The following is a 24,960-nucleotide window of genomic DNA, read 5'->3' on the forward strand; positions in this document are numbered from 1 at the left end:
CCCAAGAGTCCGCATGTCAAAGTCACGCACCATCGGTTGGGTTTTAGTGATCGCGGCGGTCGGCGCGGCCGGCTATTTCGGCTGGCAGAAATACACCGACAACCAGCAGGCGATCGCGGCTGCGCAGAAGCGGGCTGCCCAGCGCCCGGCCGTTCCGGTCAAGATCTCTCCGGTCGAGAAGGCTGACTTCCCGGTCTATCTCACCGGTCTCGGCACGGTGCAGGCCTTCAACACCGTCCAGGTCCGCACCCGGGTCGACGGCCAGATCACCAGGATCGCCTTCAAGGAAGGCCAGTTCGTCAAGGCCGGCGACACGCTGGTCGAGATCGATCCGCGGCCCTATCAGGCAACGCTCGACCAGGCCAAGGCCAAGAAGGCGCAGGACGAGGCCAATATCGCCAACGCCAATCTCGACCTGCAGCGCTACACCAAGCTCGGCGAGTTCGCGACGCGCCAGCAGCTCGACACCCAGCGTTCCACCGTGGCCCAGCTCACGGCCCAGATCGCCGCCGACGAGGCCGCCATCTTCAACGCCCAGACCCAGGTCGACTACACCACCGTGAAGTCGCCGATCGACGGCATCGTCGGCCTGCGACTGGTCGATATCGGCAACATCGTCAACGCCTCGGCCCAGACCGGCATTGTGACGATCACCCAAATCGAGCCGATCACGGTGATCTTCACCGCACCCGAAGACCAGCTGCCCGACATCAAGGCGGCGCTGGCCGTGGCGCCGCCCAAGACCATTGCCCTGACCACCGACGGCAAGCGGGTGCTGTCCACCGGACCCCTGGCGCTGATCAACAATCAGGTCGACACGTCAAGCGGGACTGTCCGGCTGAAGGCGGTGTTTGATAACAAGGACCATGCGCTGTGGCCAGGGCAGTCGGTCTCGACCCGGCTCTTGGTCAGGACCTTGAAAGATGCCACCGTCGTCCCGGATGACGCGGTGCAGCATGGCACCGAAGGCCTCTACGCGTATTCAGTCAATCAGGAGAACAAGGCCGAGCTTCGCAAGATCAAGGTCAGCCAGTCGATCGACGGCAAGTCGGTGATCGAGGAAGGCCTGTCGCCGGGACAGCAGGTGATCACCGCGGGCCAGTACAAGGTCTCGCCGGGGACCCTGGTGACGACGGCGGTGGCGAGCTCGGATCAATCCCAGTCGAAGGTCACGCAGGAATGAGCGCCGGAATTTCCGCACCATTCATTCGCTTCCCCATCGGCACCTCGCTGCTGATGGCGGGCATCCTGTTCATAGGTCTCGTCGCCTATCCGCTGCTGCCGGTGGCGCCGCTGCCGCAGGTCGACTTTCCGACCATCCAGATCACCGCGACGCTGCCGGGCGGAAGCCCGGAGACGATGGCGACTTCGGTCGCTCAGCCGCTGGAACGCCAGTTCGCGCAGATCCCCGGCATCGCGCAGATGACCTCGACGAGCTATCTGGGCACCGCGGCGGTCACCATCCAGTTCGATCTCTACCGCTCAATCGACGGCGCCGCCAACGACGTGCAGGCCGCCATCAACGCGGCAAGCGGCCAGCTGCCGAAGACCCTTCCCTCGCCGCCGACCTATCGCAAGGTCAACCCGGCCGACTCGCCGATCATGCTGCTGTCGGCGACGTCAGACACGCTGCCGCTGACCACGGTCAGCGATGCCGTCGATGCGCAACTTGCCCAGCAGATCAGCCAGATCTCCGGCGTCGCGCAGGTCATCATCGGCGGTCAGCAGAAGCCGTCGGTTCGCGTCCAGATCGATCCGGCTAAGCTGGTCGCCAAAGGTCTGTCGCTGGAAGACGTCCGCGCCGCGATCAACATCGCCACCGTCGACAGCCCGAAGGGCAATATCGACGGCGCCACCCGCGCCTACACCATCTATGCCAACGACCAGCTGCTCACGGCCGATCCGTGGAACGACGTCATCATCGCCTACCGCAATGGCGGGCCGCTGCGCATTCGCGACATCGGCCGGGCGGTCACCGGCCCGGAGGACGCCAAGCAGGCCGCCTGGGCCAACGGCAAGCGCGGCGTGTTCCTCGTCATCTTCAAGCAGCCCGGCGCCAACGTCATCGACACCGTCGACAAGATCAAGGCAGCGCTGCCCCGGCTGGTGGCGGCGATCCCGCCGGCGATCAAGATCGATGTCATCTCCGACCGCACCACCACGATCCGCGCCGCGGTGGAGGACGTCCAGTTCACCCTGCTCCTGACCATCTTCCTGGTCGTGATGGTGATCTTCGTCTTCCTGCGCAGTTTCTGGGCGACCGTGATCCCGACCGTCACGGTGCCGCTGGCGCTGCTTGGCGCCTGCGCGCTGATGTGGGTGTTCGGCTACACGCTCGACAATCTGTCGCTGATGGCGCTGACGATCGCCGTCGGCTTCGTGGTCGACGACGCCATCGTGATGCTGGAGAACATCAGCCGCTATATCGAAGAGGGCGAGAAGCCGATGGCGGCCGCCTTCAAGGGCTCGCAGGAAATCGGCTTCACCATCGTTTCGATCAGCATCTCGCTGGTCGCGGTGCTGATCCCGCTGCTCTTGATGGGCGGCATCATCGGCCGCCTGTTCCGCGAATTCGCGGTCGTGCTGGCGATGACGATCTTCGTCTCGATGTTCGTGTCGCTGACGCTGACACCGATGATGGCCTCGCGGTTCCTGCGCGCCCACAATGAGGAACGGCACGGCCGCTTCTACCAGCTCAGCGAGCGCGGCTTCGACGCGATGCTGCGCGGCTATCAGTCCGGGCTCGATCTCGCGCTGCGCTGGAAGTTCACGACGCTGATGATCTTCTTCGGGACGCTGGCGCTGTCGGTCTACCTGTTCGTCGTCATTCCAAAGGGCTTCTTCCCGCAGCAGGACGTCGGCCTGATCACGGCGACGTCGGAAGCCAGCCAGGACATCTCTTTCGCCGAAATGAAGCGGAGACAGGAAGAGCTCGGCAAGATCGTGATGACGGATCCGGCCGTCGCGACGGTGGCGATGGCGATCGGCGGCAGCGGCCGTGCCGGCAACAACGGCGCGATGTACATCACGCTCAAGCCACTCAAGGATCGCGACGCCAACGCGCAGCAAGTGATCGCCCGGCTGCGTCCGAAGCTGGAGAAGATCGAGGGTGCCCGGCTGTTCATGCAGGCGGCGCAGGACGTCCGTCTCGGCGGCCGCCCGACCCGCACCCAGTTCGAGTTCACGCTGCAGGATGCCGACCTCAGCGAACTGAACCAGTGGGCGCCGAAAATCCTCAGCAAGATGCAGACGCTGCCGCAGCTGCGCGACGTCGCCACCGACCAGCAGACCAACGGCACCACGGTCGAGCTGAAGATCAACCGCGACACCGCCTCGCGCTATGGCATCCAGCCGCAGCTGATCGACGACACGCTCTATGACGCGTTCGGCCAGCGCCAGGTGACGCAGTACTTCACCCAGCTCAACAGCTACCACGTGATCCTCGAGGTCCTGCCCGAGCTGCAGGGCGCGATCGACACGCTGAACAACATCTACATCAAGTCGCCGCTGACCGGCGAACAGGTGCCGATCTCGACCATTGCGAAATGGACCAGCGTGCCGGTGCGGCCGCTCTCGATCAGCCACCAGGGCCAGTTCCCGGCGATCACCATCTCCTTCAACCTGGCGCAGGGTGTCGCGCTCGGCCAGGCGACGGAAGCGGTGCAGAAGGCGATGGTCGACCTCGGCGCGCCGGCGACCCTGAGCACAAGCTTCCAGGGCACGGCGCAGGCGTTCCAGCAATCACTGTCGACCGTGCCGCTGTTGATCCTTGCCGCGCTCGTGGTGGTCTACCTGATCCTCGGCATTCTCTACGAAAGCTACATCCACCCGATCACCATTCTGTCGACGTTGCCTTCGGCCGGCGTCGGCGCGCTGGCGATCCTGATGGCGGCCGGTTTCGACTTCTCGCTGATCGCACTGATCGGCATCATCCTGCTGATCGGCATCGTGAAGAAGAACGGCATCATGATGGTCGACTTCGCGATCGCCGCCGAACGCGACCAGCATATGGAGCCGGAGGCGGCGATCCGTCAGGCTGCCCTGCTCCGCTTCCGCCCGATCATGATGACGACGATGGCGGCATTGCTCGGCGGCGTGCCGCTGATGCTCGGCACCGGCACCGGCTCGGAAATCCGCCAGCCGCTCGGTTACGCCATGGTCGGCGGCCTGATCGTCAGCCAGGCGCTGACGCTGTTCACGACGCCCGTCGTCTATCTCTATCTCGACAAGCTCTCCAACGCGTTTGCGAATTGGGGCCGCTCGCCGCGCGCCGACCACGACGCTGACGACGGCGAAGACGGATCGGTCAAGCAGGCCGCCGAGTGACTTGACTTTGCCCTCATACCGGCACATCCGAAAGATGTTCGTTTCGGAGCCGGTACCGTGCAGATTGTCGCAAAGTCGCTTGTCGTCCTGTTGACCGCGTTCGGCATGGCCGGCCTCGGCCACGCTCAGACGCCCAAGGCCAAGAATGCCCCCGTGCCGGCTCAGGCAGCCGCTCCCGCAGCTCCGCAAGGCGACGCCGCATCGGGCAATAACACCGGCTGGGTCGCGCGCTGCACCAGCGCAAGCCGCGACGCGCCGCTCGAATGCGCGATGGAGCAGACCGCGGTACTCACCAAGACCGGCCAGCTCATCGTGCTGGTCAACATCCGCGTTCCCGGCGACACCCGCACGCCGGTCGCGCTGATCCAGCTTCCGCTCGGGCTGAACCTGCCCGTTGGCGCCAAGCTGCAGGTCGACGACGGCAAGGCCGTCGACGTGCCGATCCAGACCTGCGAGGCGCGCGGCTGCTACATCAATGCGCCGATCGCGGCCGATGTGCTGAGCCAGCTGAAATCGGGCAAGCAGCTCAAGGTCTCGTTCCAGAATCTCGCCAAGGAAACTATCAGCATCCCGATGCCGCTCGCCGACTTCGCGGCGGTCTACGACAAGATCAAGTAAGGCCGCGCATGCTGCCCGCGCTATCGCTCCCGCTTGTAGAGGAACGCGTTGTCCGGCTGCGGCATGCCGATCGACTTGTAGAACCCGATCGAGTCGGGCGCCGACAGCAACAGGCACATCGATTCAGGTCCGGCGTGGCGCCGCGTTTCCGCGATCAGCCGCTTGCCGATGCCGTGCCCCTGGTGCCGACGATCGACCGCAAGATCGGCCAGGTAGCAGCAATAGGCGAAATCTGTCAGCGCGCGCGAGACGCCGATCAGCGTGTGCCCCTTCCGCGCCGTCACGATCAGATTGGCATTGGCGATCATGCGCTCCATCCGGTCGGTATCCGCGAGCGGACGCCGCTCGCCGAGGCTCGACTGGCGCAGCACCTCGATGAACTCGTCGATGCCGATCGACGGCTCGCGGGCATAAAGAAGTTCGTCCATCAGCTTAAACCTTTGTCGCAACATTGCAGCGGCCGGAGCCGCGCGCGACCATGGTGGATTGCGCTGGTCTAATCCACCCTCGATGCCGTGAGGGCACGCTGGGTGACGACCGGTCCTCCATCAGGAGCAGGCTGCGCCGCGCAGTCGCGTCGGGATTTTGAGGGTTGCTCGCGCCACTAAGGCAGATTGGCTGGGGAACCTGGATTCGAACCAAGACAAACAGAGTCAGAGTCTGTTGTGCTACCGTTACACCATTCCCCAAGAATTGTCCGTGGTATCAACAGCTTAGCTGGATGACTGGACATCTCGGTGCAGCGCCTTCGCTTGCCAAATCAGCGCCCGCGCGAGTGCGACCTTCTACCTGCTTGGTCCCACGCTTGGCAAGCATTGTTGGCGGGGAATGGGCGTGAAAATCGCCCTCAATACAGCCCCCTCGGGCTGGACTGCATCACCGCACGGCCCGCGTCAGGTGAGATCGGCTGCTGGGTCCCGTCGATCACATCGGTACCGGCGACCATCGTCGGATCATAGAACGGCGGCGCCTGGCCCGGCTTGAAGGCTTCGAGCACCACGCCCCTGTTCTGACCGGACGAGGCGCGCAGGCCGGTCTTGGAATCGACCAGCACCAGCCTGATGCCGACCGGCTGCTTGAACGGCGTGGCGGGCTTGTCGGCCAGCGCGAGCTTCATGAAGTCGCGCGCGATCGGCGCCGCGGTGTGGCCGGCCTGCGCGTTGCGGCCGAGCGAGCGCGGCTTGTCGTAGCCGACATAGAGGCCGACCACGAGGTCCGGCGAGAAGCCGACGAACCAGAGGTCCTTGGCCTCGTTGGAGGTGCCGGTCTTGCCGGCGATCGGCTTGCCGACCTCCTTCAGCGCGGTGCCGGTACCGGCCTGAATCACGCCCTCCATCAGCGAGGTGATCTGGTAGGCGGTCATCGCGTCGAGCACCCGCTCGCGGCGGTCGACGAGCTGCGGCTCCGCCTGGTTCTTCCAGCCCTCCGGGGCGTCGCAGCCGCGGCATTCACGCTGGTCGTGCCTGAAGATGGTGCGGCCGTAGCGGTCCTGGATGCGGTCGATCAGGGTCGGCTTCACGCGGACGCCGCCATTGGCGATCATCGAATAGGCCGTGGCCATCCGCATCACCGTGGTCTCGCCGGCGCCGAGCGCATAGGCGAGATAGTTCGGCAGCTCGTCATAGACGCCGAAGCGCTTGGCGTATTCGCCGATGACAGGCATGCCGATTTCCTGCGCCAGCCTCACCGTCACTGTGTTGAGCGACAGCCGGAGCGCGTTGCGCAGTGTCACCTGGCCCTGATACTTGCCGGTGGAGAAGTTCTCCGGCCGCCAGACATTGCCCTGCCCCTGGTCGATCTCGATCGGCGCGTCGATCATCACGGTCGATCCGGTATAGCCGTTGTCGAGCGCCGTCGAATAAACGATCGGCTTGAAGGTCGAGCCGGGCTGCCGATAGGCCTGGGTCGCGCGGTTGAACTGGCTCTGGTCGAACGAGAAGCCGCCGACCATCGCGAGCACGCGCCCGGTGTGCGGGTCCATCGCCACCATCGCGCCCGACAGTTCGGGGATCTGGCGCAGCCGGTACTGGCCTTCGACGGCGCGGCCGTCCTTGAACAGCGGGTCGGCGTAGATCACGTCGCCGGGCTGCAGCACCTGCGCCACCGAGGTCGGCGTCTTGCCCTTGCTCTTGGCCCAGCGCACGCCGTCCATCGTGACGATGCCGGTCTCGCGCTGCTTGCTGACGGCGCCGCCGAGCTCACGGCCCGGCTGGAAGCCGATCCGCGCCGACTGGTCGTTGCTCTCCAGCACCACGGCCATCCGCCACGGTGAGATGTCGGAGAGCGACTTGATCTCGGCGAGCGGCACGCCCCAGTCGCTGGTCAGATCGAGCTTCTGGATCGCGCCGCGATAGCCCTGCTGCTCGTCATAATTGACGAGCCCCGCCACCATGGCCTTGCGCGCCATCACCTGGACCTTGGGATCGAGCGTGGTGCGCACCGACAGGCCGCCCTCATACAGCTTCTTCTCGCCGTAGCGCTCGAAGATGTCGCGGCGGACCTCTTCCGAGAAATATTCGCCGGCGAAGGTGTGTGCGCCATTGCTGCGGTTGGTGACGGTCAGCGGCTCCTTGCGCGCCTTGTCGGCGTCGGCAGTGGTGATCCAGCCGTTCTCCTGCAGGCGGTCGATCACGTAATTGCGCCGCTCGATGGCGCGCGCGCGGTTGCGCACCGGATGCAGGCTGGCCGGCATTTTCGGCAACGCCGCCAGATAGGCTGCTTCGGCGACGGTCAGCTCGTTCACCGACTTGTCGAAATAGACCAGCGAGGCGGCCGCGATGCCATAGGCGCCGAGGCCGAGATAGATCTCGTTGAGATAGAGCTCGAGGATCTTGTCCTTGGAATAGGCCCGCTCGATTCGCATCGCCAGCAGGGCTTCCTTGATCTTGCGGCTGAACGAGACCTCGTTGGTCAGAAGGAAGTTCTTGGCGACCTGCTGGGTGATCGTGGAGGCGCCCTGTGGACGGCGGTTGGAACCGAAGTTCTGGACATAGGAGACGCCGGCACGTGCCATGCCGGTATAGTCGATGCCGCCGTGCTCATAGAAATTCTTGTCCTCGGCGGCGAGGAACGCGTTGATCACGAGCTTCGGCACCGCCTGGATCGGCAGATAAAGCCGGCGCTCCTTGGCAAACTCACCGAGCAGCGAGCCATCGGCCGCGTGCACGCGGGTCATCACCGGCGGCTCGTAGTTCTGCAGCTGCGAATAGTCGGGCAGGTCCTTGGAAAAATGCCAGAACAGCCCTGCGACCGCGGCCAGACCAGCCAGGAACAGGATGGTTCCTGCGGTGAACAGGAACCCGAAGAACCGCAACAGAAATTTCATCGACCAGATTTTCCGTGGCGAGTGCGTCGCTCGTTCTGAGCGCGCTGCGTGCCACTTAGGATGCCCGGTATATCGGTCGCCCCAGGGACCTGCAATTCAACGCGGGAGAATTAAACCAGGCCAGGCGTCAAACTTATGCCATAGAGCCCGGCTCGCGCGCTCAAGCCAAATCAGCAGACATCCCGACCGGGCGACGCTCCACGGTGCTGCATCGATCTCCGATACACGGCACTGCGATTCGCGCGCGCCTCACCGAATTGCCCGCCGTTCTCCAACCGCTGCGCTTGCGCAGAGCGCGCGTTGCGAAAAAAACGCGGGCCCGCCCCATCGCTTGCACTACCCCGCTGCCGTTGAGGGTGGTGCGATATCAGAAATCGGTGGACAGTACCGCCGGGTCGGCTGGATTAAAGATTTGTTAACTATAACTACCGCAAGCTGCTGCCATTCACGTTACTCGCGGCGGGCTGATTTCCGATGGCACTGCGCGGACTTAGACGGCCTTTTACAACCGATTCAACCGTTCTTGGATTTCCAAGACCACCCACATCGGCTGTGGGCACGGAAGCCCTGGACCTCGTCTATCAGGCGGCGGATTTGTTCCGCAGCATCGAGGACCGGGCCCGCGCCGGCGAGGCGCGCGCCGAGGCCGCCGAACAGGCGCAGCTCGAAATCATCGCTGCCACAGAGCGCAAGCTGGGGGACGCCTCCCGGGCGCTCGAGGAGGCCCGACGGCGCATCGAGTCCCAGCAGGAGCAGATCGACGCCGCCGAATTCCGCGCTCAGGCCGCCGAGGCCGAGGCGCGTGAAGCCCGGCAATCGCTGGCGCTGGTCGAGGACGCGATCCGCCGGCGCTTGCTGCTTATCGGCGGCCAGGACGGCGACGGCAGGTCGACGGCGGTCGCCTGACGCGAGATCCATCTCGCAAGCGCCGGGGCCCTGCCCGGCCGCCACCACGCAATCGCACAGCGACAATCAATAGCCGGCGGCGAGCCCCGAATTGCGGCGCGGATCGTTCGCGCCATAGAAGCGGTTGTTGCCGACCGGCTTGCCGCCGAGCGACGGCGCGCCGACGATGATGACCGCGAGATGGTTGGCCGGCTGCGGCGGGCCGAATTTGTGGCCCATGCCTTCCAGGATTTTCCGCGTGTCCGGCGACAGCGCAAAATCCTCGACATTGGTGGCTTCGGGAAGCCACTGCTGGTGGAAGCGCGGCATGTCCACGGCTTCCTGCGCGTTTATGTCATAGTCGATGGCGTTGATCATCGTCAGCAGCACGGCCGTGATGATGCGGCTGCCACCCGGCGTGCCCACCACCATGACCGGCTTGCCGTCCTTGGATACGATGGTCGGGCTCATCGAGGACAGCGGACGCTTGCCGGGGGCGATCGCATTGGCCTCCCCCTGCACCAGGCCATAGAGGTTCGGCACGCCGACCTTGGCGGTGAAGTCGTCCATCTCGTCGTTCAGCAGCACGCCGGTCTTGGCCGCGGTCACCTTGGCGCCGAACCAGTCGTTCAGCGTGTAGGTGACCGACACCGCGTTGCCGTCCTTGTCGGCGATCGAATAATGCGTGGTGTTGCTGCCCTCATGCGGCGGAACGCCGGGCTTGATGTCCTTGGAGACGGCTGCCCTGGCCGGATCGATCACGGCGCGGATATTCGCCGCATAGTCCTTGTCGAGCAGACGCGCGAGCGGATTCTTCACGAAGTCGGGGTCGCCGAGATAGCTGTTGCGATCGACATAGGCGTGACGCATCGCCTCGATCTGGTAGTGCACCGCCTGCGCGGAATGGTAGCCCAGATCCTTGAGCGGATAGCCTTCCAGAATGTTCAGGATCTCGCAGATCACCACGCCACCCGAGCTTGGCGGCGGCGCGGAGACCACGTGGTAACCGCGATAGTCGCATTCGACCGGCGCGAGCTCACGAACCCTGTAATGGTCGAGATCCTCCTGCGTGAGCAGGCCCTTGCCGGCCTGGCTCGCGGCCACGATCGCGGCCCCGACCCAGCCCTTGTAGAAGCCGTCGGTGCCGCGCTTGCTGATCTCACGCAGCGTCTCGGCAAGTTCGTGCTGCGCCAGCCGCTCACCGACCTGGAACGGCTTTCCGTTGTTGAGGAAGATCGCGGCCGAAGGCGGATCCTCGCGAAGATCGTCGACCGCGGAGTTCAACATCTCGATGTCGCCGCGGTCGAGCACAAAACCGTCCTCGGCGAGTTGCAACGCCGGCGCGAGCACGTCCGCGCGCTTCATGGTGCCGTATTTCTCGCGCGCATATTCCATGCCTGACACCGAGCCTGGCACGCCGACGGCGAGATGCCCCTTGGTGGAGAGGCCGTTGACGACCTTGCCGTCCTTGTCGAGATACATGTTGGCGGTGGCGCCCTTCGGCGCGGTTTCGCGGAAATCCAGGAAGGTCTTGCGGCCGTCGGCGAACTGGATGGTCATGAAGCCACCGCCGCCGAGATTGCCGGCGGCGGGATAGACCACCGCGAGCGCGTAGCCGACCGCGACCGCGGCGTCGACCGCATTGCCGCCCCGCTTCAGCACCTCGATGCCGACCTGGGTCGCGAGATGCTGCGCCGAGACCACCATGCCGTTCTCGGCAGCGACCGGCGCAACCGACGCGGCGCGGCCAGGGACTGAAGCTGTGAGGCCGATCGCGACAATGGCCGCGATCATCCATCGCGTGCCCGTTCGTGGATTCCGCATTGGGAGTTCCCCGATTGCCGCCGTCTGGGTGCGGCGTGAGTTCCTTCTATCGGAGCGAGCAAGTGTAGCAGGCCGCGCGCCCGCGGACTATGGGGTCGTCGCGCGCAGCGTCAGCGTTGGAGTTCCATCAGCCCGACGCGCGCGCCGCGGCTTGCCCGGAAAAATCCAACACCGGCGTCGCGGCGAGCAGCGCCTTTGTGTACGCATGCTGCGGACGGTCGAACACGTCGTCGCGCGAACCCTGCTCGACGATACGGCCGCCCTGCATCACCACCACGCGGTCGGCGACCTGCTCGACTGCGGCGAGGTCATGGCTGATGAAGAGACAGGCAAAGCCGTATTGCGCCTGCAGCCGTTCGAACAGCTTCAGCACCTGGGCCTGGATCGTCATGTCGAGCGCGGAGACGGGCTCGTCGGCGACCACGAAGGACGGATGTCGCACGATTGCGCGTGCGATCGCGATGCGCTGGCGCTGACCGCCTGAGAGTTCATGCGGCCAGCGCTGCGCGAAGCCGGCAAGCCCGACCTCGTCGAGCATATCAGCGACGCGCCGATCGCGCTCGGCGGACGAAAGCGCCGGGACATGCCGCAGCGGCTCGGCGACAATCTCGCCGACCCGCATGCGCGGGTCGAGCGACGAATACGGATCCTGGAACACGAGCTGCGAGGCCAAGGCGAAACGCGCGGTCGCGCGTCGCGATCACGTCCCTGCCCTGAAAGCGGATCTCGCCGCCTGCGGCCGGGATCAGCCGCAGCATGGCGCGGCCAAGCGTGGTCTTGCCCGAGCCGCTGCCGCCGACCACGGCGACGGTTTCGCCGGCGCCGATCTCGAGATCGACACCATTGACCGCCGCAACATCGGCATCCCTGCGGAACAGCCGCTGCCGCCCGCCGAACGAGACCTTCAAGCCGCGCACGCTGATCAGCGGCTCGCCGGCCGCGCGGCGCCCGGTCGCGGCGCGCCGCCGCGGCAGCGCATCGACCAGTTGACGTGTGTAGGCCTCGCGCGGCGCAGAGAGGATCTGCCGGACGCTGCCGGTCTCCACCAGCTTGCCCTGCCGCAGCACGACCGCGCGCTGCGCATAGCGCGACACCAGGCCGAGATTGTGGGTGATCAGCATCACCGAGGTGCCGTGATCGCGCGCCAGTTCGACCATCAGGTCGAGCACCTCGCGCTGGCTCAGCGTGTCGAGCGCGGTGGTCGGTTCGTCGGCCAACAGCAGCTTCGGCTTCAACAGCATCACCGAGGCCAGCATGATCCGCTGCCGCATCCCGCCGGAGAATTCATGCGGATAGGCATCGAAGGTCCGCGCGGGATCGCGGATCTGCACCCGCGCCAGCATGTCGAGGCAGCGCTGCCTGATCTCGCCCCGCGTCAGCTTCTCGTGCAGGGCGAGGCCCTCGGCCATCTGCGTGCCGACGCTGATCGCCGGATTGAGCGACACCATCGGCTCCTGGAACACCATGCCGACCGAGCGGCCGCGCAGCGCGCGCATGCGCTGAGGCGCGATAACAGCGAGATCCTCGCCATCGAGCCGGACCGCGCCGCCGACCAGCCGCAGGCCCGGCGGCAGCAGGCCGAGAATGGCACGCGCCGCCGCGGTCTTGCCGCTGCCGGACTCGCCGACCACGGCGAGGAATTCGCCGCGCTCGATCGCAAACGACACATCGCCAACGACAACAGCGCCGGTCCTGGCGGCTTCGATGCGCAGATGATCGACGGTCAAGAGCGGCGCGGTCATCCGTGCGCCATCCTGGGATCGAGGCGATCGCGCAGGGAATCGCCGAGCAGATTAATGCCGAGCAATGTCAGCGCGATGCAGAGCCCCGGTGCAATGCTGAGCCAGGCCGCGGTTTCCATATAGGGACGGCTCGCCGCCAGCATGTTGCCCCAGGTCGGCGCCGGCGGCGGCACGCCGAGACCGAGGAAGCTCAACGCGCTCTCGGCCAGCAGCACCCAGCCGAACATGCTGGTCGCGAGCACCGCCACCGGCGCGATCGCATTGGGCAAGACGTGGCGGAGCATCGAATAGAGTTCGGAGTTGCCGATCACGCGCGAGGCCTCGATGTATTCCTTCTCGCGGATCGACAGCACGGTGCCGCGGACCACGCGCGCAACCGAGGGGATATAGGCAAGCCCCAGCGCCAGCACGAGGCCGGACTTGTTGGCGCCGATCACGATCATCACCGCAAGCGCCAGCAGGATGCCGGGAAACGCCAGCAGCGCGTCGTTGACCGCCATGATGACGCGGTCGGTCCAGCCGCGCAGGTAGCCCGCAACGCCGCCGACCAGCACGCCGATGCTGACGGCGATCAGGACGGTGGCGAGCGCCACCACCACGCTGGCGGCGGCTCCCGTCATCAGCCGGCTCAGCACGTCGCGGCCGAATTCATCGGTGCCGAACCAGTGCAGCGCGGAGGGCGCCTGCAGCCGCGCCTTCAAATTGATCCGCAGCGGATCGAACGGCGTCCAGAATGCGGCTGTTACGGCGGTGCCGAGCAGCAGCGCGATCAGCACGCCGCCGATCATGGTGTTGACGCGCCATTTCATGCCACGGCCACCCATTTCATGCCACGGCCACCCTTGGGTCGAACAGCGGATAACAGAGATCGACGATCAAATTGACGACGACATAGATCACCGCCGTGAACAGCAGGCAGCCCTGCACCACCGGATAGTCGCGCGCGAAGATCGAATCGACCAGCAGCCGACCGAGCCCCGGCAGTGTGAACACGGTTTCGATCACGGCGATGCCGCCGAGCAGATGGCCGAGCACCAGCCCGATCAGCGTCCAGGTCGGTGCGAAGGCGTTCGGCAGCACATGGCGGCCGAGCACCAGCCATTCCGGAACGCCCTTGGCGCGCGCATGCGTGACATATTCGAGCCGCAGCACCTCGATCGAGGCCGCACGCGCCATCCGCGTCAGCACGCCGATCTCGACGGCGGTCAGCGTCACGATCGGCAGCACCATGAACATCATCGCCTGCCAGACATTCTCCGAGAACGGCACGTAGCCGATCACCGGCAGCCATTTCAGCTTCAAGCCGAACAGCAAAAGCAGCAGAAGGCCGAGCCAGAAGCTCGGGATCGACAGCAACAGCGTGGCACCGCCGACGATCGCAAGATCAAGTGCGCTGTTCTGCTTCCAGGCCGCGATCAGGCCCGCCACCACCGCGATGCAGGCGGCAAGGCCGACCGCCACCAGCACGATCACGGCCGAGACCTGGAAGCGCTCCAGGATCAGCGGCAGCACCGGAAGATTGTTGGTGATGGAATGACCGAGGTCGCCGGTCGCAAGCTTGCCGAGCCAGTACAGGAATTGCAGCGGCACCGGCTGGTCGAGCCCTAGCTGCGCGCGCAATTGCGCGGCCTGCGCCGGATCGGCGTTGTCGCCGAGCATCACCTGAACCGGATCACCCGGGATCAGACGCACCAGCGTGAACACCGCGACCGCCACCAGGAGCAGCGTCGGGATCGTCATGGCCAGCCGTCGTGCGAGGTAGCCCAGCATCGCCGCGATCCCTCCCCTACTGCACGCTCACGCCCCAGAAGCGCGGTTGCCCGAACAGCCAGCCGGAAAATCCCTTGACGTTGTTGCGCAGGGCGGCGATCTCGGCGCCGTTGAACAGAACGATCATCGGCACATCGTCGATGAAGCGGCGGTGCAGCTCGTCGAACAAAAGCTGGCGTTTCGCCTTGTCGTCGATCATCATCGACTCCTGCAGCATCCGCTGCGCCTCCGGATTGTCCCAGACCTTGCGCGGTTGCACAGCCTTCGGCCCCATCAACATCTCCAAGCTGAGCGACGAGTCGAGCCGCGGCGAGTAGACGAAGGCCATCGACTGATAATCGCCGCGGTTGTAGCGATCGAGCTGGGCGGCCCAGTCCAGCACCTCGATCTCGATATTGATGCCTGCGGCCTGCGCCATCGCCTGTACCAGCACCGCTGAATCGAACACGTAGCTGTAGCGCTTGTTGGCAATCATCCTGATCGGCTGGCCGTGACACCCGGCCTGCGCCAGCAGCTTCTTGGCCTCGGCGATGTCCTGGGTGTAGCCATGCGTCTCCACCTCGCCGTAGAACGGGCTTCCGATCGGCAGCGCCGAATTGTTGGCGCGCGCGATGCCCTCCATCACCGCCTCGATGATCTGCGGCGTGTCGAGACTGAGCGCGATCGCCCGCCGGATCCGCACGTCCTTGAGCAGCGGATCGCGGGTCTGGAACAGGATGCCGGTGAGACCGAGCGCGGGCGTGATGCTGAGCTGCACGTCCGGCCGCCCCTTGAGGTCCTCGACATCAGGGATCGCAAGATTGCCGATTGCATCGAGCGAGCCGGACAACAGGCCCGCCTTGGCCGCCGAGCCGTCGGGAACGACGTTGAACCTGATCCGGTCGACTTCCGCGATCTTGGCGCCGGTATAGCCGGTGCGCGGCTCGCTGCGCGCGGCGTAGCCGTCGAAGCGCACCAGATCGACGTACTGGCCGCGCTTCCATTCGCCGAGCTTGAACGGCCCGGTGCCGACAGGCGCGATCCACTTGCCGTCCGCCCCGACCGAGTCGCGATGGATGATGGCGGTCTGCCCGCAATCGGGCCGCGCCAATGTCGACAGGAACAGCGCCGTCGGACGGTCGAGGTTGATCGCGACGGTCTGCGTATCAGGCGTCTCGATGGCCTCGATCCGGGCGATGCCGGTTGCGCTGAACTCGGACAGGCAGCGCCATTGCGTGGCGGGATCGAGCCAGCGTTTCAACGACCACACCACGTCGGCGGCCGTCATGATCGCGCCGTTTTGGAATTTGACGCCCTGGCGCAGATGGAACGTGTAGGTCTTGCCGTCGTTCGAGGTGGTCCAGCTATCCGCCAGCATCGGACCGATCGAGGTATCGTCGCGAAACGCGACCAGGCCCTCGACGATATGCGCCATCACGCCGTCGGTGTTGGCGTCGCGGTTGGTGCCGGGATCGGTGGAGCGGATGTCGGCGTTGAGCCGCGCCCGCAACAGGGTCTCGGCGCCGGCGCGCGACGGCTGCGCCGCGACCACCGCGGCGAGCGCCATCAGGCCGACCATCATCGCACGCGATGGCCGACACAGGTTCATCAGGACGCCCTCGCGATCGCTGATGGCTCCGCCTCATTGCGCGGGCTGGCCGCCACCTCGAGCCGGTAGCTGGTGAACTGCCGGTTCAGCGCCGGCAGCGGCGCGACCTCCATCAGCCCGCTGGCCGGCTCCATCAGGATCATCGCGACCGTGGCGCTGAGATTGTTGCCGAGGTTGCGGCGCGGCGGCCGGCACACCGACCATGGATAGGCGAAATCGTCGAACAGCGCCGACTTCACGGTCTCGAAGCTGATGGCGCCGAGATGCGGCTGCAACAAATCGCGGACCCGGATGTCGCGATAGAGGCTGTCCGGCGTGCTGGCGATGCCGGTGTCCTTGAGCTTGCCGAGCGCGACCGGGCTGACGAAATGGTTGGCATGCACCAGCAGCCCGCGATCGGGATGCACCTGGAAGGTCTCGTCCGGCGCACATTCGAAGTCGATCGCAACACCGTCGCGGTGACTGACAATCATGTTGTTGGCGGCGGATTTCTTGGTGCAATAGACCGTGCGCATCGACAGCGCGACATGCTCGCTCTCCAGCACCTTGCGCCGGATCAGCGCCAGCGGCGCGCCGATTTGACGATAGTCGCGGTCGCACTGCAGATAATTCGCGGTGATGGCGATACCAACCGCGTTGAAGCCGCAGCGGCCGAGCGCACCGGCCTCGGTGAAGGTCATCAGATCAGGACCATCGTCGCGGCGCACCTTCAGCACGACGGCGGTCTCTGCGCATTCGCGCTTCCAGTCCCAGTTCTGGGCGTGGATCAGCCGCCCCGACGCGCTCGCCTGCGGCAGCACGACGACGCCGGTGCAGCCGTCGGGCTCGTCGGGCGTCTTCAGCCGCGCCCGAACCGAGGGCTCGGCGAGCTTGAGGATCTCGGTGCGGGCATTGAGCAGCACGATATCCTCGAACGGAACGCCGGCGCCCTCGGCGATGCCGTGCATCTCCTCGATATAATCAGGCTCGAACGCCTCGATCACCGGAAGATAGTCGCGCACCAGCTCGGCCACGCCGGCGGCGTCGAGCGAAAGCTCCTTGAGTTGGGAGAAGTAGTGCGAGGTGCCCTTGCGGATGCGATCGGCCGCCTGGCGGCCGTACTGCTTGCCACGCTCATGAGGCGGACCGGAAATCTCGATCAGGGGAAAGGGTTCGACCATCGTTTGCGCCAACTTCCTTTTGCGTTTCCACAAAGACTAATGTATTTTGTGAGTACATGAAACAAAAATCTGCGCCCATTGCGAAGGCAGCCCCGAGCCGCCTGCAGCGCGAACTGTCCGCGGGCATCCTGGAGCTGATCCGGGCGGAAAAACTCGCGCCCGGCACGCGACTTGCCGAGGTGGCGCTGGCGGAGCGGCTGCAGGTTTCACGCACGCCGGTGCGCGCGGCGCTGAAATTATTGGCAGGCCGCCGCCTCGTACGGGTCGGTGCAAGCCGCGGCTACTTCGTGACGGACACGGCACCGCCAGCGCCGAAGACACCAGGCAAGCCCGCGCCAGCAGATACCGACCGGCTGTTCGTTGCGATCGCGCGCGACCGGCGCAGCGGCCGTCTTCCGGTCGACGTCTCCGAGCGCGACCTGATGCAGCGCTACGGCGCGTCGCGTCCGGTGGTGCAGCGGGTGCTGGCCAAGCTTGCAGAGGTCGCGGCGGTGCAGCGCAAGCCCGGGCATGGCTGGCGATTTCAGCCGATCATCGCCGACGCGCAGGCGCGCGCCGAAAGCTATCGCTACCGGATGCTGATCGAGCCGGCCGCCCTGCTGGAGCCGGGCTTTCAGCTCGACCCAGGCTGGGCCGCCGAGATGCGCCGGCGTCATCAGGACGCGACCAGGCAAACCTGGAATGAGACCGCGAGCATCGCCTTCTTCGAGATGAACGCAGCCTTCCACGAAGGACTGGCGGCCGCGTCCGGCAACCGCTTCCTGCTGGTCGCCGTGCAGCAGCAGAACCGGCTGCGCAGCTTCGCGAACTACGACTGGACCTTTGGCTATCAGCGCGTGCTGGTGAACTGCCGCGAGCATCTTGCGATCCTCGACCGGCTCGAGGCCGGCGAGCGCGAGGCCGCGGCCGCGCTGATGCGCAGCCATCTCGAAGGCGCCTCAAAGGTCAAACGCGTCACCGACGATCCGGCCAACGGCCGCCGCATCAACAACAGCAAGTAACAGGAGGCCTCCATGCATTCACCGCACGCCGCGGCGACGAACACGCCCCTCACCCGCGAGGCGATGGAGCCGTTCTGGATGCCGATGACGCCCAATCGCCAGTTCAAATCCAACCCGCGGCTGTTCACCGGCGCCGAGGGCATGCACTACATCACGCAGGACGGCCGGCGCATTCTCGACGGCATGGCGGGGCTCTGGTGCGTCAACGCCGGGCACGGCCAGAAGCGGATCGTCGAGGCGATCCAGGCGCAGGCCGCGAAGCTCGATTTCGTGTCCTCGTTCCAGATGAGCCACCCGGCCGCATTCGAGCTCGCCGGACGCATCACCGAGATCACGCCTGAAGGCCTCGACCACGTATTCTTCACCAATTCGGGCTCAGAGTCGGTCGATACCGCGCTCAAGATCGCCCGCGGCTATCACCGCGCCCGCGGCGAAGCCAGCCGCATCCGCTTCATCTCGCGCGCCAAGGCCTATCACGGCATGGGCTGGGGCGGATTGTCGGTGAGCGGCCTCTACCGTCACCGTCGCGATTTCGGCCCGCTGCTGCCCGAGGTCGACCATCTGTCGCTCCCCCATGATCCCGAGCACACCGCATTCTCGCGCGGGCAACCGGCATGGGGCGCGCATTTCGCCGATGAGCTGGACAAGCTCTTGCTGATCCACGATCCCTCGACCGTCGCGGCCGTGATCGTCGAACCCGTGACCGGTTCGGGCGGCGTCTACCCGCCTCCATCAGGCTATCTCGAGCGGCTACGCAAGATCTGCGACCAGCACGGCATCCTGCTGATCTTCGACGAGGTGATCACCGGCTTCGGGCGGCTCGGCGCGCCGTTCGCGGCCAATGCGCTCGGCGTGACGCCTGACCTCATCACCTGCGCCAAGGGCATGACCAATGCCGCCGTGCCGATGGGCGGCGTCATCGTCAGAGACAAAGTCTATTCCGCTTTGATGAACGGACCGGAAAATACCGTCGAGCTGTTCCACGGCTACACCTACTCGGCGCATCCGCTTGCCTGCGCGGCAGGGTTGGCCGCGCTCGACGTCTATCAGGACCTCGGCCTGTTCGACCGCGCCCGGCGCATTGCGCCGATCTGGGAGGCGGCAGCGCATGCGTTGAAGGATGCTCCCCATGTCATCGATGTCAGGAACATCGGCCTGCTGGCTGCGATCGATCTGAAGCCGCGCGACGGCGCCGTCGGCGCGCGCGGCACCGAATGCGCTAGGCGATGCTACGATGACGACGGCATCTTGATCCGCGCCGCCGCCGATACATTGATGATCTCACCGCCCCTGATCATCACCGAGGAGCAGATCGAGGCCATCTTCGCAGCAATCCGCCGCGCGCTGCACGCGATCGGCTGAGCCCCGGCCGAACTCGACCGGCCACGGATCGGACGCAACTTGCGCCTCGCTCGCGTGGCCAGTTCGGGCAGTCGGCGAAGCGATGCAAAGCTCGGGCAGATCGTGTCGCAAGAATGCGGATCCACGTCCTCAATGCTCTTTGACAGTGCGCGAGACTTACCCGTCATCCTGAGGTGCGAGCGGAGCGAGCCTCGAAGGATGCACGGCCCGGCTGGTGGCCGTCGATCCTTCGAGGCTCGCCGAAGAGGCTCGCACCTCAGGATGACGGGGCAAGTGCTTTCGCAGGGACGATTGTCTCTTCGCGGAAACGGGCTCGCAATGTCGCGAACAAAGCGAATCCTCGCTGCGGCCAATCTACACCCCACCCCTCGCCCGCAGCCGGCTGTGGCGACGACCATAGGCGGCATAGATCAGCAGCCCGATCACGAGCCACACTGCGAGCCTGATCCAGGTGTCGAGCGGCAGGCCGAACATCAGGAACAGCGACGTCCCAGCGCCGGCCGGGGCCACCAGCCAGATCGCCGGCGCCCTGAATGGGCGTGGCAGTTCCGGATCGCGCAGCCGCAGCACCAGCGTGCCGATCGAGACCACGGTGAATGCGAACAGCGTGCCGATCGAGACGAGTTCGCCGACCAGCCCGATCGGCAGCAGCCCACCGAGAACAGCGGCGACGGTGCCGGAGAAGATGGTCGAGACATAGGGGGTCCGGAAGCGCGGATGGATCTTGGCGGCAAAGCCCGGCAGCAACCCGTCATGCGCCATGGCGCGAAAGATCCGCGGCTGCGCCAGCAGCATGATCAGGATCACCGATGTCAGCCCGAACAGGATGCCGAGCTTGATGAACGGACCGAGCCAGCCGATGCCGATCGCATCGATGCCGACCGCGATCGGATCGGGCACGCTGAGCTTGTCGTATGGCACGATGCCGGTCAGCACGAAGCCGACCGCGACATAGAGCGCGGCGCAGATCACAAGCGAGCCGAGAATGCCAATCGGCATGTCGCGCTCCGGCGTCTTCGCCTCCTGCGCCGCAGTCGAGACCGCGTCGAAGCCGATATAGGCGAAGAACACCACCGCCGCGCCGCGGATCACACCGGACCAGCCGAATGCGCCAGGGCCGGCATTCGGCGGGATCAGCGCGCCGTCCGGATTGCCCGCCGTCACCCAGTTCGCCAGCGACACCGAGGATGCGGCGGTCGCGAGAAACAACGCGATCACGACGAGCTTCACCACCACGACGAAGCCGGTGAAGCGCGCGGACTCGCGAATGCCGACCACCAGCAGCGCGGTGACAAAGGCGATGATCGCCATCGCCGGGATGTTGATGACCGCGCCGGTCGCCGACCACGCACCGCTGTTGACGTCGTAGGCGAGCGGCGCCGAGGTGAATTGCTGCGGCAGGTTGATGCCGAAATCGCGCATGAAGCTGACGAAATAGCCGGACCATCCGACCGAGACCGCGATCGCACCGACCGCGTATTCGAGGATCAGGTCCCAGCCGATGATCCAGGCGATCAGTTCGCCGAGCGTCGCGTAAGCATAGGTGTACGCGCTGCCGCAGATCGGCACGGTCGACGACATCTCCGCATAGCACAGGCCGGCGAACGCGCAGGCGACGGCGCCAAGCATGAAGGAGAGCGTGACCGCGGGACCGGCATTGGCGGCGGCCGCGTGGCCCATCAGCACGAAGATGCCGGCGCCGATGATGCCGCCGATGCCGAGCGTGACCAGTTGCAGCGCCGAGAGCGAGCGCTTGAAGATCGGCGTCTCGGCGTCGCCGTCCGCGCGCGCCGCCTCGCGCAACAGGTCCGAGGTCGACTTTCGGTCCCAGAAACCGGCCAGGGTGTCGGTCACGTCAGGTGCCTCCGCCGCTCGGGTCCGGCGGACCCGACACGATCGGCAGACTATAACGCGCCCGACCCGCAGTCGTTCGGGCGCCAGGCGACAGCCGGCGCGCTTATCCACCGCCAAGAACGACGGCCAAGAACTACGCCAAGCGTGTGCGGGGCCCTATTGGCAGGGATGCGGCGGCCGTCCCGGCCAAGGAAGGTGCCGGACGCAGGGTCGAACGAACGGTAGCGGGCGCAGGAGGCGGACGGCGCCGCCGGTATCGCTCCATAGGCGTTGGCCGGGTTGCCGCCCTGTTGCGCCGCCAGCTGAGCCTCGCCCCACGGCGTCAGGGCGCCGCCGTTGATCGCGCTACGCCCAGGATTCTGCGCGTCGAAAAGTGCCGGCTCCGACATCTGGGCCAAGACCGGCGTGAACGTCATTCCCACCAGCAGCACAGCGGCTGCAACGGCCTTGAGTCCGGCCATACGATCTCTCCGATGCATCGATTGAAAATAGTCCAAGAGACTGTGCAAGGACGGCAGCGCCGTCCCTGTGCCCGCGATCGATGTGGTGACGACCACCGTCCGGGCACAGGGACCAGCAAGTCACGATGCCGCGAGGCAGCCGTCTGCGCGGCACGCCAACCGCGGTTCGCGAGGGACGTCCGCCCCGCGCTTCAGCGGTTATGCACGTCAGGCCGCGGGTCGGAGACGAACCCGTCGCGGTTCGGCATCTTGACGGCGGCGAGCGATTTCGCGTCGAGCACGGCGTTAGCGGGGACGACGCCGTTGAGGCTGAGGATGTAGGCGGACACCGCGTAGACGTCCTCATTGCTCAGCGACTGCGGCGCGTTCTGCGGCATCGCGCGGCGGATGTAGTCGAACAAGGTCGAGGCATAGGGCCAATAGCTGCCGACCGTGCGGATCGGCTTGGGGCTCGCCAGCGTGCCCTGCCCGCCGACCAGGCGATCGCCGACGCCGCCCTGCCCGTTGTCGCCATGGCAGGCCGCGCATTGCTCGCTGAACACGATGCGGCAGCGCTCGACGCTACCGCTGCCTGGCGGCAACGCCGCGCCGTCGCGGCCGATATCGATGTTCCAGCCGGCGATCTCCGCCGGCGTCGCCGCCCGGCCGATGCCGTAGCGCTCCTCGGCATGCGCGGCGATGCCGAACATCGCGATCGCGCTCACCCAAGCGGCCACCTTTACATTACGCCTGGCCATTGCTCACCTCGCCATTTGCAGCGATGCGCCAGGGCCAGATCGCGTTGTTGTGGTAGAAGGAGTTGAGACCACGCACCGCAACCAATTCGGCCAACGTCGGCTGCGCGTAGCCGGTCTCATCGATGGCGCGGCTTTGGATCACCGCGGGGCTGCCGTCCCAGTGCCAGGGCAGCCGGAAGCGCGTGAGCGCGCGCGTCAGCACCGGCTCCTGGAGTTCGGCCTGCTGCCAACTCTTGCCCTCGTCGAGCGAGACCTCCACGCTTTTGATCTTGCCGTGACCGCTCCAGGCAAGCCCGGTGATCTCGTGAAAGCCTTGCGTGGTCAGCTTCTGGCCGCCGGACGGCCGCGTGATGATCGATTTGGCTTCCATATAGAAGCCGCAACGGATAGCCCTGCTGCGGGCGCAGTCGCTCGCCGTTCTGGCTGTAGACCAGCATGGCGTCGTCGAGGCATTTCTCGATCGGGATCGAGCGCGTCAATGCGGCGGCGTCGGCGCCTTCAGCCACGATCCATTTGGCGCCGGCCTGCAGCCCCGCTTCGTCGAGCACCGTCTTGAGCGGCACGCCGGTCCATTCCGCGCAGCTCACGAGGCCGACAAGGTCAGAGGCCGTCTTGCCGTAGGGCTTGGTGTAGACCGGATTGCCGGAGCATTCGATGAAGTGGATGCGCGACTGCGACGGAAAGCGGCGGATGTCCTCCATCGTGAACAGCAGCGGGCGGTCGACCATACCGTGCAGCATCAGCCGGTGCTCGGCCGGATCGATCGTCGGCACGCCGCCATGGTGGCGTTCGTAGAACAGGCCGTTCGGCGTGATGATGCCGTCGAGCTCCTGCAACGGCGTGCGGCCCGAGGCGGAGATATATTGCGGCAGCGTCTTCGAGATGTTCTTGACGACGCCCTTCTCGTGAACCGACGGCGTGCCATAGGGCTGGCTTCCCATCGCCTCGCCGGGCGCTTTCATCCATTCCGGCACATTGGGCGGAAGATTATTCCCCTGTTCGGCAAGCGCGGTAGAACCGGCAACTCCCGCCATCGCGGAGCCACCGGCCAGTGCTGCACCCGCCTGAAGGAATTGCCTGCGAGACGCCTCTCGCGCGCGCTTGTCCGTCGTGTGTTCGCTCATCGACGTTTTCCTCTGACGTTACGAGGTGCAGCCTAACACCAAACGGCCGAGGCGAGGCAAGGCTGCAATGCGCAGTGCTGCATTCCGCAATGAGATGCACTGTGCCAAGCGTGCCGATTGCGCGGCGGCCGGGCGAACGCGCGCTCTAATCTTTCACCGGTGGTGTGCCGTGGGTGTGGAACGACTCGATCGTCTTCAACCCCCACGCCTGTCCCTTCTTGCGCTCCTCCTCGGTCCACACGATCGGCTTCCAGTCCGGCGCGAGGATCAGGCGCGCTCCGGCGTTGGCGACTTCGACGCGGTTGCCGCCGGGTTCATAGACATAGAGGAAGAAGGTCTGCTGGATCGCGTGCTTGTGCGGCCCGGTCTCGATATGCACGCCGTGTTCGAGGAAGATGTCGGCAGCGCGCAGGATCTCCTCGCGGCTGTCGAGCGCGTAGGTGACATGGTGGAACCGGCCGCGCTTGCCGTAGTGGTCGCGCGTGTAGGCGAAGTCGTAGCTCTTGTTCGACATCGTCATCCACATCGCGGCTTCGGTGCCGTCGTTGAGCACGATCTGCTCGGTGGTGCGGCATCCCAGGTAGTTCTCGAAGAACAGGCGGTTGGCCTTGATATCGACCGCAAGACAATTGAGATGGTCGAGCCGGCGGACATTGACGCCCCGCGCCGGAAAGCGCTGCGCCTGGTTCTTCAACGCGGGCTTCAGCTCGGCCGGCGCCTCGTACCACTCGGTCTCGTAATAGAGCTCGATGACGTGGCCGTCGGGATCGCGGCAGCGGAATGCCGGTCCCTGCCCCATGTCACCTTCGATCCAGCCGATATCGAAGCCCGAGCCTTTCAGCGCGGCGACGCGGCGCTCCAACGCCTGCGGACTGCGGGCCCGCAGCGCCATGTGCTCCATCCCCGAATTGTTCGACGCGGTGAGCTTCAGCGAATAGCGCTCATAGTCGTCCCAGCCGCGCAGATAGACCGACTCGCCGTTGCGGCCGCTGACCGTCATGCCCATCACGTCGACGAAGAATTTCAGGCTGTCGTCCGGCTTCGGCGTCAGCAGCTCCATGTGCCCGAGATGAGCGAGATCGAAGATCGGTTCCGGCTGCATGGGGCGGTCTCCTTCCGCGGCGGCGCCGGATCGACGTCTTTTCGCTCGGGCGGGCGGCGGCGCGTCGATTTGTACTACTGT

At 65.7% G+C, this 24,960-nt stretch carries 17 protein-coding genes, 1 tRNA gene and 2 pseudogenes; 6 read left to right on the forward strand and 14 right to left on the reverse strand.

Translation table 11 applies throughout. From position 1 onward, the window contains the following. Positions 1–13: 13 nt before the first annotated feature. From HAP54_RS40240 to HAP54_RS40250, 3 genes are all read left to right on the forward strand, one after another. Positions 14–1,183, forward strand: coding sequence for an efflux RND transporter periplasmic adaptor subunit (locus HAP54_RS40240; protein ID WP_166296727.1), 1,170 nt, complete (start codon positions 14–16; stop codon positions 1,181–1,183). Further along, positions 1,180–4,326, forward strand: coding sequence for a multidrug efflux RND transporter permease subunit (locus HAP54_RS40245; RefSeq protein WP_166296730.1), 3,147 nt, complete (start codon positions 1,180–1,182; stop codon positions 4,324–4,326). Before HAP54_RS40240 ends, HAP54_RS40245 begins: the two co-directional genes overlap by 4 nt. A 105-nt stretch (positions 4,327–4,431) precedes the next feature. Then, positions 4,432–4,944, forward strand: a complete 513-nt coding sequence (locus tag HAP54_RS40250; protein ID WP_175619593.1) for an invasion associated locus B family protein — start codon at positions 4,432–4,434, stop codon at positions 4,942–4,944. Positions 4,945–4,964: 20 nt separating this feature from the next. On the opposite strand, the gene HAP54_RS40255 is transcribed toward HAP54_RS40250, so the two are convergent. The 3 genes from HAP54_RS40255 to HAP54_RS40265 all read right to left on the reverse strand — a co-directional run bounded on the left by HAP54_RS40255 (position 4,965) and on the right by HAP54_RS40265 (position 8,269). After that, positions 4,965–5,372: a GNAT family N-acetyltransferase gene (locus HAP54_RS40255; protein WP_166296736.1), complete on the reverse strand. Its 408-nt coding sequence runs from the start codon at positions 5,370–5,372 to the stop codon at positions 4,965–4,967. Positions 5,373–5,559: 187 nt separating this feature from the next. After that, a tRNA-Gln gene (locus HAP54_RS40260) sits at positions 5,560–5,633 on the reverse strand. A 158-nt stretch (positions 5,634–5,791) separates the two neighbouring features. Further along, the gene (locus HAP54_RS40265; RefSeq protein ID WP_166296739.1) at positions 5,792–8,269 is read right to left on the reverse strand and encodes a penicillin-binding protein 1A; all 2,478 of its coding nucleotides are present in this window, start codon (positions 8,267–8,269) and stop codon (positions 5,792–5,794) included. A gap of 552 nt (positions 8,270–8,821) precedes the next feature. Between HAP54_RS40265 and HAP54_RS40270 the strand changes: the two genes are divergently transcribed. Then, on the forward strand, positions 8,822–9,175 hold the full coding sequence (locus HAP54_RS40270) for a hypothetical protein (protein ID WP_166296742.1): 354 nt from the start codon (positions 8,822–8,824) through the stop codon (positions 9,173–9,175). Between the two features lie 66 nt (positions 9,176–9,241). Here the strand turns inward: HAP54_RS40270 and ggt are convergent, their stop codons facing one another. From ggt to HAP54_RS40300, 6 genes and pseudogenes are all read right to left on the reverse strand, one after another. Then, positions 9,242–10,978 (reverse strand): gamma-glutamyltransferase, encoded by a 1,737-nt coding sequence (gene ggt / locus HAP54_RS40275; RefSeq protein ID WP_166296745.1) that lies wholly within the window; start codon positions 10,976–10,978, stop codon positions 9,242–9,244. Positions 10,979–11,105: 127 nt separating this feature from the next. Further along, a pseudogene (locus HAP54_RS40280) lies at positions 11,106–12,720 on the reverse strand (dipeptide ABC transporter ATP-binding protein). Continuing rightward, on the reverse strand, positions 12,717–13,529 hold the full coding sequence (locus HAP54_RS40285; protein ID WP_166296748.1) for an ABC transporter permease: 813 nt from the start codon (positions 13,527–13,529) through the stop codon (positions 12,717–12,719). The pseudogene HAP54_RS40280 and the gene HAP54_RS40285 overlap by 4 nt, the downstream one beginning before the upstream one ends. Positions 13,530–13,545: 16 nt before the next feature. Next, positions 13,546–14,490: an ABC transporter permease gene (locus HAP54_RS40290; RefSeq protein WP_166296751.1), complete on the reverse strand. Its 945-nt coding sequence runs from the start codon at positions 14,488–14,490 to the stop codon at positions 13,546–13,548. 16 nt (positions 14,491–14,506) lie between these two features. Then, complete coding sequence (locus HAP54_RS40295) at positions 14,507–16,078, reverse strand: ABC transporter substrate-binding protein (protein WP_175619296.1); 1,572 nt, start codon at positions 16,076–16,078, stop codon at positions 14,507–14,509. Further along, a complete protein-coding gene (locus tag HAP54_RS40300) occupies positions 16,078–17,238 on the reverse strand; it encodes a C45 family autoproteolytic acyltransferase/hydolase (protein WP_166296754.1) in 1,161 nt (386 codons plus the stop codon). The genes HAP54_RS40295 and HAP54_RS40300 overlap by 1 nt, the downstream gene beginning before the upstream one ends. Positions 17,239–17,294: 56 nt before the next feature. Here HAP54_RS40300 and HAP54_RS40305 point away from each other — a divergent pair, with 56 nt between their 5' ends. Both HAP54_RS40305 and HAP54_RS40310 read left to right on the forward strand, forming a co-directional pair. Then, positions 17,295–18,239 carry a GntR family transcriptional regulator gene (locus HAP54_RS40305; protein ID WP_166296757.1) on the forward strand — a complete coding sequence of 315 codons (945 nt, stop codon included), beginning with the start codon at positions 17,295–17,297 and terminating at the stop codon, positions 18,237–18,239. 12 nt (positions 18,240–18,251) lie between these two features. Beyond that, positions 18,252–19,601 carry an aspartate aminotransferase family protein gene (locus HAP54_RS40310; protein WP_224741576.1) on the forward strand — a complete coding sequence of 450 codons (1,350 nt, stop codon included), beginning with the start codon at positions 18,252–18,254 and terminating at the stop codon, positions 19,599–19,601. 354 nt (positions 19,602–19,955) lie between these two features. Here HAP54_RS40310 and HAP54_RS40315 read toward each other — a convergent pair whose 3' ends face one another. The 5 genes and pseudogenes from HAP54_RS40315 to HAP54_RS40335 form a co-directional block, all read right to left on the reverse strand. Beyond that, positions 19,956–21,443, reverse strand: coding sequence for an amino acid permease (locus HAP54_RS40315; protein ID WP_166306902.1), 1,488 nt, complete (start codon positions 21,441–21,443; stop codon positions 19,956–19,958). Positions 21,444–21,505: 62 nt separating this feature from the next. Further along, positions 21,506–21,916 carry a BA14K family protein gene (locus HAP54_RS40320; protein ID WP_166296760.1) on the reverse strand — a complete coding sequence of 137 codons (411 nt, stop codon included), beginning with the start codon at positions 21,914–21,916 and terminating at the stop codon, positions 21,506–21,508. 191 nt (positions 21,917–22,107) lie between these two features. Continuing rightward, positions 22,108–22,605, reverse strand: a complete 498-nt coding sequence (locus tag HAP54_RS40325; protein WP_224742012.1) for a c-type cytochrome — start codon at positions 22,603–22,605, stop codon at positions 22,108–22,110. Positions 22,606–22,639: 34 nt separating this feature from the next. Next, positions 22,640–23,777, reverse strand: a pseudogene (locus HAP54_RS40330) (molybdopterin-dependent oxidoreductase). A gap of 145 nt (positions 23,778–23,922) precedes the next feature. Continuing rightward, entirely contained in the window at positions 23,923–24,879 is a 957-nt protein-coding gene (locus HAP54_RS40335; RefSeq protein WP_166296765.1) for a catechol 2,3-dioxygenase, read from the reverse strand. Positions 24,880–24,960 lie beyond the last annotated feature (81 nt).

Source organism: Bradyrhizobium sp. 2S1 (assembly GCF_011516625.5).
Lineage (GTDB): Bacteria > Pseudomonadota > Alphaproteobacteria > Rhizobiales > Xanthobacteraceae > Bradyrhizobium > Bradyrhizobium septentrionale.